This window comes from Methanoregula sp. (assembly GCF_002835825.1).
Lineage (GTDB): Archaea > Halobacteriota > Methanomicrobia > Methanomicrobiales > Methanospirillaceae > Methanoregula.
This window is the reverse complement of the sequence record NZ_PIZH01000083.1, coordinates 1-7127: the sequence shown is the minus strand read 5'-3', so window position 1 is coordinate 7127 and position 7127 is coordinate 1. Positions and strand designations below refer to the sequence as shown.

Annotated in this window: 6 protein-coding genes and 1 tRNA gene; 4 read left to right on the top strand and 3 right to left on the bottom strand. The window is 57.9% G+C overall.

Features of this window, described 5'->3' with window-relative positions; translation table 11 throughout:
- Together CW742_RS04640 and CW742_RS04635 are read right to left on the bottom strand one after the other, a co-directional pair.
- Positions 1-1998, bottom strand: a 1998-nt coding sequence (locus CW742_RS04640; protein WP_292417142.1) for a cation:proton antiporter, incomplete at its 3' end; no start/stop codon positions are given.
- Between the two features lie 150 nt (positions 1999-2148).
- A tRNA-Phe gene (locus CW742_RS04635) sits at positions 2149-2222 on the bottom strand.
- Between the two features lie 110 nt (positions 2223-2332).
- On the opposite strand from CW742_RS04635, the gene CW742_RS04630 reads away from it, so the two are divergent.
- From CW742_RS04630 to CW742_RS04620, 3 genes are all read left to right on the top strand, one after another.
- Positions 2333-3295 (top strand): DHH family phosphoesterase, encoded by a 963-nt coding sequence (locus CW742_RS04630; protein WP_292417139.1) that lies wholly within the window; start codon positions 2333-2335, stop codon positions 3293-3295.
- A gap of 81 nt (positions 3296-3376) precedes the next feature.
- Positions 3377-4579 (top strand): PEGA domain-containing protein, encoded by a 1203-nt coding sequence (locus CW742_RS04625; protein ID WP_292417136.1) that lies wholly within the window; start codon positions 3377-3379, stop codon positions 4577-4579.
- 141 nt (positions 4580-4720) lie between these two features.
- Positions 4721-5221, top strand: a complete 501-nt coding sequence (locus CW742_RS04620) for a hypothetical protein (protein ID WP_292417133.1) — start codon at positions 4721-4723, stop codon at positions 5219-5221.
- A gap of 551 nt (positions 5222-5772) precedes the next feature.
- Here the strand turns inward: CW742_RS04620 and CW742_RS04615 are convergent.
- A complete protein-coding gene (locus CW742_RS04615) occupies positions 5773-6564 on the bottom strand; it encodes a hypothetical protein (RefSeq protein WP_292417130.1) in 792 nt (263 codons plus the stop codon).
- Between the two features lie 39 nt (positions 6565-6603).
- Here CW742_RS04615 and CW742_RS04610 point away from each other — a divergent pair.
- Positions 6604-7127 (top strand): class I tRNA ligase family protein (locus tag CW742_RS04610; protein ID WP_292417127.1); only part of this gene is annotated, 524 nt, incomplete at its 3' end.

Here is a 7127-nt window from a genome sequence, read left to right as displayed (position 1 = left end):
CGGAGATTCCCTCCGCCGGAAGAGGGGACGGATCTCCGCTGCCACCTGGTCCGTGCAGAAGACCAGCAGGGCATCTCCGCTAGCAAGGGCTTCAGCGTCATCGGCAACGGTCATCATGGTGTTGTTCCGCCGCAGGCCATAGTCGGAAACACCATGCCGCCCCGTTAAGTTCAGGTCGCGGATTGCCTTCCCCTCAGCGAGAGAGCCTGGTTCGACTGTGAAGACGTGGATACGCAGGGAAAGGAGGACGGTGTCCATCCCCGTGGAAGGCGGCGCCGCGTCACCATTTTTGATGAACTTGGCATAGCCCCAGTTCTGGATCTTGGTGACAATCTTTGCGATCTCGGTGTCCGGCAGCCGGTATTTCTTCAGGGCCCGGGTGAAAATCTCACGGGCGGCCTCGAACTCTTCCGAGATAACCTCGTCGGCACCAAGGTCCAGCAGGTACTGGGCGTGGCGGACATGCTCGGTGCGGGCAATGATGTAGATATCCGGTGACATGCGCCGGGCCCGGTGGACGATTCTCGGGACGGCCTCCTGGTCGGAAACCGCGACAACGAGCGTCCGTGCATCGTGGATGCCGGCATGCTCCAGCACCTCTTCCTGGGCTGCATCGCCAAAGATGAAGAACGGCTTCCGTGCCGCTCTCTCCCGCTTGATAATCTCCGGTTTCATCTCGATGACCATGTAGGGGATGCCGGTGATCTCCGCGGCCCGGGCCACGCTCTTCCCCGTGATGCCATACCCCGCAATGACCATGTGGTCTTTGGGGGTTGACGGAGCGGGGTCGCTCACACGGGCAAACGGTGCCTCGATCTTCGCCCGGTAAGGGGCGAACCGGTACCAGAAGTCCGTAAACTTTGGCGCCGCGCTCATCATGAACGGGGTCAGCGCCATGGTGAGGATAGCAGACGCGAGGAAGAGCTGGTAGACCCTGTCAGGGATGAACCCTGACGAGAGGCCGGTCTGGGCCAGCACGAACGAGAACTCCCCGACCTGGCAGAGGGCAAAACCGGTGAAGATGCAGACGCGGGCCGGCATACCAAGCGCTGCGGCGGCAAATGCCCCGGTCAGGATCTTGATGCCGATAATGAGCGTGACGACAACCAGGATGAGGAGGACAAAGGAAGTGTCCGAGAGGATTGCGCCCGTGTTGAGGAGCATGCCGATCGAGAGGAAGAAGATGCTGGCAAAGACATCGCGGAAGGGGATGATATGGCTGAGCGCGTCGATGTTGTAATCGGACTCGCCGATGATGAGGCCGGCAACGAATGCCCCGAGCGTATAGGAGAGACCGGCCTGGTTCGTGAGCCAGGCAACGATGATGCAGATGGCGGCGATCGTGATGAAGAAGAGCTCGCGGCTCCGCTGTGAGGCTACCCGGAACAGGAGACCGGGAATGACCCAGCGGGCGAGGATGACAATCATGACAAGGATGATGATGACCTTGACCATCTCCAGGGGCAGGGCGTTTAAGTCCATACCCTCGCTTCCCATGAAGACCGGCAGGATGAGCATCATCGGGATGATGGCAAGGTCCTGGAAGAGCAGGATCCCAAAGAGCGTGCGCCCCTGTAAGGTATCCACCTCGCGGCGCTCCTGGAGGATCTTCATCACGATGGCGGTGCTGGAGAGCGAGATGATGAAGCCGAAGACGAGCGCCGAAGTGAACGGGACATGGAGGGCATACGTGACAAGGGTCACAGCGACAATAGTTGTGACGATCTGCAACAGTCCGCCAATGATGACCGTCCGCCAGGACTTCAGCAGTTTCTCGAACGAGAACTCAAGCCCGATGGTAAAGAGCAAAAGGATGATGCCGATCTCGCCGACTGTCTCCACGGCAGCCTGGTCGGATATGATCCGAAAACCGTACGGGCCGGCAAGCATGCCGATAATGAGGAACCCGACAATGCTCGGGAGCCGGAACATCTGGCCGACATAGAGCAGCAGGATGGCGATGATCCCGATGCCGACAAGGCCGAGCATGAACTCCATTATAAAGTCCTCCCCGTTTCAGGTATGTCAGAAGAATCGTTTGTCGGGAATAGTATGTGAAATGATTGGATGCCTGAGTTCATAGTGAGCGTGGGGATGATCTTCTGTACAGGGCGTATGCTCTTTGAGCGTGAGTCGGGAAAAGAATAGTGCCCCAGGCCTGATTTGAACAGGCGACAACCAGATCTTCAGTCTGGCGCTCTCCCGGGCTGAGCTACTAGGGCAGGGATACAAATGTTGTTCCTGTTGACTAATAAATGATCTGTTCCCCGATGCTTGTGGAACCCGCGCCCCGGGCGTTCATTTTTATAGGCCCAAAGGAGAGTTATAACCCATGGCATCGCCGAACCGCAGTGAAGATTCCGGCCTTGTGAACGCGATAAAGAGCCGCGCAGGACACGTTGTGCATTTAACGCACAATGATCTCGACGCGGTGGGTGCGGATGCGGTGCACCGGATGAAGTTTACGGCCGAGGGGGTCTTCACCATCTGGAGCTCTGTGGGAAAGTTCGCCCCGCTCTTCTCGCTGGTCGCATCCTGCGAAGGAAAGGGCGACCTGCTCTCTATCTCCGACCTCGGGTTCCACCCGGACGCGGAGTTCATTGCGGCAAAGGCGAAGAAGAACGGCTGGGTCGTGGAGTGGCGCGACCACCACCGCTGGCGGGAGGAGGAGATCGAGAAGATCGGGCGTGCGGTCTCCCTCCTCCGGGTCGACACGTCGACCTGCGGTACGGGGATCGTTGCCCGCGACCTCATGCCCGGCGATCCGGTGGCAACCGAAGTTGCCCGTGTTGTCTGCGATTACGATCTCTGGAAGCATGCCGATCCCCGATCGGCCGTGCTCGGCCAGGTGCTCCAGCGCAAGAAGAACCGGGACCATGTCCGCGACTGTTTTGTTAGGGGAATCTTCACGGATGAACACATCGAGCGCGAGTACGCGGATATCAAGAACGAGATGGAGTCGATGATGAAGCACAGCCTCCGGCAGGCTACATTCACCGGCACGAAATACCGGATCGCGTTCGCTCCCCTGTACGGCTACCCGAGCGAGACCGCTCATTTCATCCGCGATGAGAAGAAGACCGAGATCGAGGTGATCATCGGAAAGGATGGCAAGTTCTCGATCCGGTCGGTCCCGCCCGTCAGCCACCTCATTGCCCGCGAGTTCGGTGGAGGCGGGCACCCGAACGCTGCCGGCGGTTCGTTCCATTTCACGGTCGTGGAACGCTTCACCTGGTGGCTCTTCAAGAAGAGCCGGCATTTCGATGAACTGGTGAAGGTGGCGGAGAAGTACTGATTTTTTCCGTTTTCTCCCCCGTTTTTTTCCACAAGCCCAAGTCTTATATCCGTTGAAAAAAATGATGAGAGAGGAATTATCATGCGAAAAATTTTTTCTGGTCTGATCCTGGTGATGCTCTGGCTCTGTGTTTCTCCCGTCATGGCATCGGCGCCAATCGGGGGAACCGGCTGGCTCACGGTGAACTGTAATGTCAACGGGGCTTCGGTGTATGTCGATGGCTCGTACAAGGGGATGATCTCCGCAGGCTCGATCGATATCGAGAACGGGGCCTATGGCAGCACCTATACGGTCTCAAAGGACGGGTATTACGATGTCACGGGGGACATCAACTATGTCCCCGGCGGGGAGGCAAACCTCGAGATAACTGTGACCCTCACCCCGAAGCCCACCGGCAGCGGTACGGGATGGTTCACGGTCTACTGTAATATTGACGGCGCCACGGTCGCTTTCAATGGCGTGACCAAAGGAACAATTGATGGAGGCTCGTTCACGCAGGAGGTCGCCACCACCGGCACACCGTACACGTCCTATTCGGTCAGCAAGAGCGGATACGTGACCCATACGGGAAGCATCACGGAAATGCCGGGTGACGGCCAGACGGTCAGCCTGTATGCAACGCTGAGTCCAGTCCCGACTCCGGCGCCTACGCTCATCGGCGGTGACACCGGATTCTATCAGGTGACCTGCAATGTCAATGGCGCTTCCGTGTACTTTGACTCGTCATACCAGGGGCAGATCTCCGGCAATTCCCTGACTGTCCCGGTTTACCTGGCGGGGACGCCCTACAAGACCTACCGGGTAGAAAAGAGCGGGTACGTGACCGCGAGCGGGAGCATGCCCGCCCTTCCCGCTAAGGACCGGACCACAATGTTCCACGTAACGCTAAACCCGGTTACCACGCAGGCACCCACACCGGTCCCCACAACCGAGGCACCGCTCGGGAGCGAACACGGGTGGATCGCTGTCCACACCAATGTTGACGGGGCAACCGTCACGCTCGCGGGCTACGATATGGGCACAACGAAGAATGGTGTGCTGAAGATCCGGGTCTCGACCACCGGCACGCCCTACTCCACGTTCACCGTCTCGAAGCCGGGATATGTTACCGTTACCGGGACCATCCCCCGGAATCCCTCGGCCGGGGAGACGGTCGATGTGTATGCCACCCTGAGTGCAGAGCAGCCAACACCCGTCCCGACCACGCAGTCCCCGGTATCCCTGCCCCTCGTTGCGGCAGGGCTCGTGGGTGCACTCGCGGTCGTGGCAGCCCGCAGGAATTAGGAAATTTCGCTCAATTCCTTTTTTTCGCTGGCGGAACGGATCCGTGTACTCTTTTCGGATCCAGTGCATGAGAATACGCAGTGATATATATCACTCCAGCCATCCGCTGTTTTTATCATCCCTCTTGTCCAAGGGAATCTTATGAAGAAATACATCCTTCCCATCACCCTCATCTGCCTCATGGCCCTCGTGGTCGTACCGGCACAGGCATTCACCATGCATTCGCTCTCGATCAGCCTTGATCCGGCCGGCACTGCGCAGGTAGACCTGAATTACGAGCTTACGTTCTTCGAGCAGGGGGCAGTCTTTTTCAAGATTGCAGACCCTGCAAGCGAACTCCAGAAAGCCTTTGATTCCGGATCCGCTGCGAAGACAACCGTGATCCAGGCAACCTCGTCTTCTGCCCGAGTTCTCGTGCCCGCATTTGCTTCCGTCTCGACAAAAGATGGCGTAACCGTCATGACAACACCGGCCGTATCATTCGAGCGTGCCGAGACGGTTTTGAAGAACTACTGGTTTGCGCCGCTCGTTGCAGCGGATTTCTCTCCTGCGGTGACAACGATAACATTCCCGGACGGGTACCAGGAATCTTTCTACAACCAGGTCAGCATCCCGTCAGTGAAGCATGTGATGAACGGGTAATTGTCCTGCAACATTATTGTCATAATGAGCGGGTTCCCCCCAACCCCCTCCATTCGAAGAACTTTTGAAGTTCTTCTCGTGTCTCATCTCTGATGAGATTCGACACCTCACAACTGCCGCCACGGGCAGGCAGTTGTTCGGGCGGGGGAGTTACGCTATCAAAATTTTTTAAAACCAGTTATTAGAAAATTTTTACTCTGTAGAATCCCTTTCTGGTTGTTATGATCGCACCCATGTGCCATGCCTGTACTCAGGGGGGCAGGGGCGCAGGCGATGCCTCTGTATTACCTGAAAGGGATACTCCGACAAAGAGTTGTCTCGAAAATTAAGAAATAGAAGCTGCCGCGGGAGCGCCCCCGCGGGGAGGTAATCGTCGCATCAGCGAGGATTACCTGGAGAATCTCGAAAGTCGCAAGACTTGAGAGATGAGAAGAACGAAGTTCTTTGAAGGCATCAGCCTTCGACTTCGGCGGCACCAATCATAATTTGGGGTATGGGGGCATCAGCCCCCATCTTATGAATGATGATTTCGACAGAGTAGGAATATTCTCTTACCGCACATACACCGAGCGCTCAACAACACCTTTCCAGTACGCGTCGCACTCTTCCATGCAATACCCTGCGCCGATAATCTGGTCCGGGTCGAAGTGGGTGCGGGCGAGTCTGATTGCGTTATCGTCCGGGTCGAGCAGGAAGATCCTCCTGACGGCATACTCGTTCATGAGATCGAAGAGTGTCTCCAGCCGGTCATGCGTGAGTGCAACCTGCTGCTGGTGCTCGAGAATGCCTGTAAGGATTTCGCGGTCCGGTTCGGGAGCGAAGAAGAAGGCGTTCTGCCCGGCAAGCGCGATGAGTTCCGGGTCGCCTGCCTGCTCACCGATCAGGACGTGACCAAAAACACCCGTGTCCCGCATAGCCCTCATCAGGGTGCGGTAGATCCCGCAGATCGCATCGTTCCATTCATCGGCATCGCAATAATATGCATCCTGTATGCCGAGTGCATGCGGCGCCGGCATGGCACACCATGAGCCCTTCTTCTGCACCACGATGGCCGCTGCATCCTCGATGATGTCGGGGGTGTTGGCATGCAGTTCCCCGGTTGCCCTGTTCCCCGTTATCCCCTCGATGCTTTGGCGGATACGGTCCCCGTAGAATCTCCCCCCGGCGCAGGAGGTCCCGATTCCCGCCGGGATTTGTGGTGCAAGAGACTGGTCGAGACGGTACGTGATGATGTCAGCAAGCCTGCCCCGGTGCTCTGCGATCCAGTCGGCGAGCACAGCACGGTCCGGGACCTGCGGCTCTGCCCCGAATGCCCGTGTGGGCAGGTTCAGCTGTTTAGCCATCTACAGATCTTATTACGCAGAACCATCTAAAACATAGTGATGAATCAACCGCCGCTGCTCGTCACCTGCGGGCTGCCGTACACCAACGGCCCCTGCCATCTTGGCCACCTGCGAACATACGTACCTGCTGATGCGTATGTCCGCTACATGCGGCGGGCAGGCGAGGAGGTCGTCTTCGTCTGCGGTTCGGATAACCACGGGACCCCGATCGTTGTCTCTGCCGAGGAGACTGGCACAACGCCCCGTGCGCTCTCGGAGAAATACCACAAGCACTTTGATGAGACGTTCAAACGGATGGGCGTGATGTTCGACCGGTTCGGGATGACAGACGACCCGGCCAACCACAACCGGACGCAGGACATCGTCTCGCGGCTGGAGAAGAACGGCTACATCTACAAGCAGGTCGTCCACCAGGCCTACTGCACGAAATGCAAACGGTTCCTGCCCGACCGGTATGTCGAGGGAGTCTGCCCGCACTGCGGCAAGCCGGCCCGGGGCGATGAGTGCGACCAGGGCTGCGGAAAGCACCTTGAGCCCGGTGAGATCAAGGACCCGGTCTGCAA

What these genes read in the sequence shown, in the direction of transcription:
- CW742_RS04625 (WP_292417136.1), top strand. Translation starts at nt 3,377, where the DNA reads ATGCGAAAAATTTTTTCTGGTCTGATCCTGGTGATGCTCTGGCTCTGT.
- CW742_RS04615 (WP_292417130.1), bottom strand. Translation starts at nt 6,564, where the DNA reads ATGGCTAAACAGCTGAACCTGCCCACACGGGCATTCGGGGCAGAGCCG.
- CW742_RS04620 (WP_292417133.1), top strand. Translation starts at nt 4,721, where the DNA reads ATGAAGAAATACATCCTTCCCATCACCCTCATCTGCCTCATGGCCCTC.
- CW742_RS04630 (WP_292417139.1), top strand. Translation starts at nt 2,333, where the DNA reads ATGGCATCGCCGAACCGCAGTGAAGATTCCGGCCTTGTGAACGCGATA.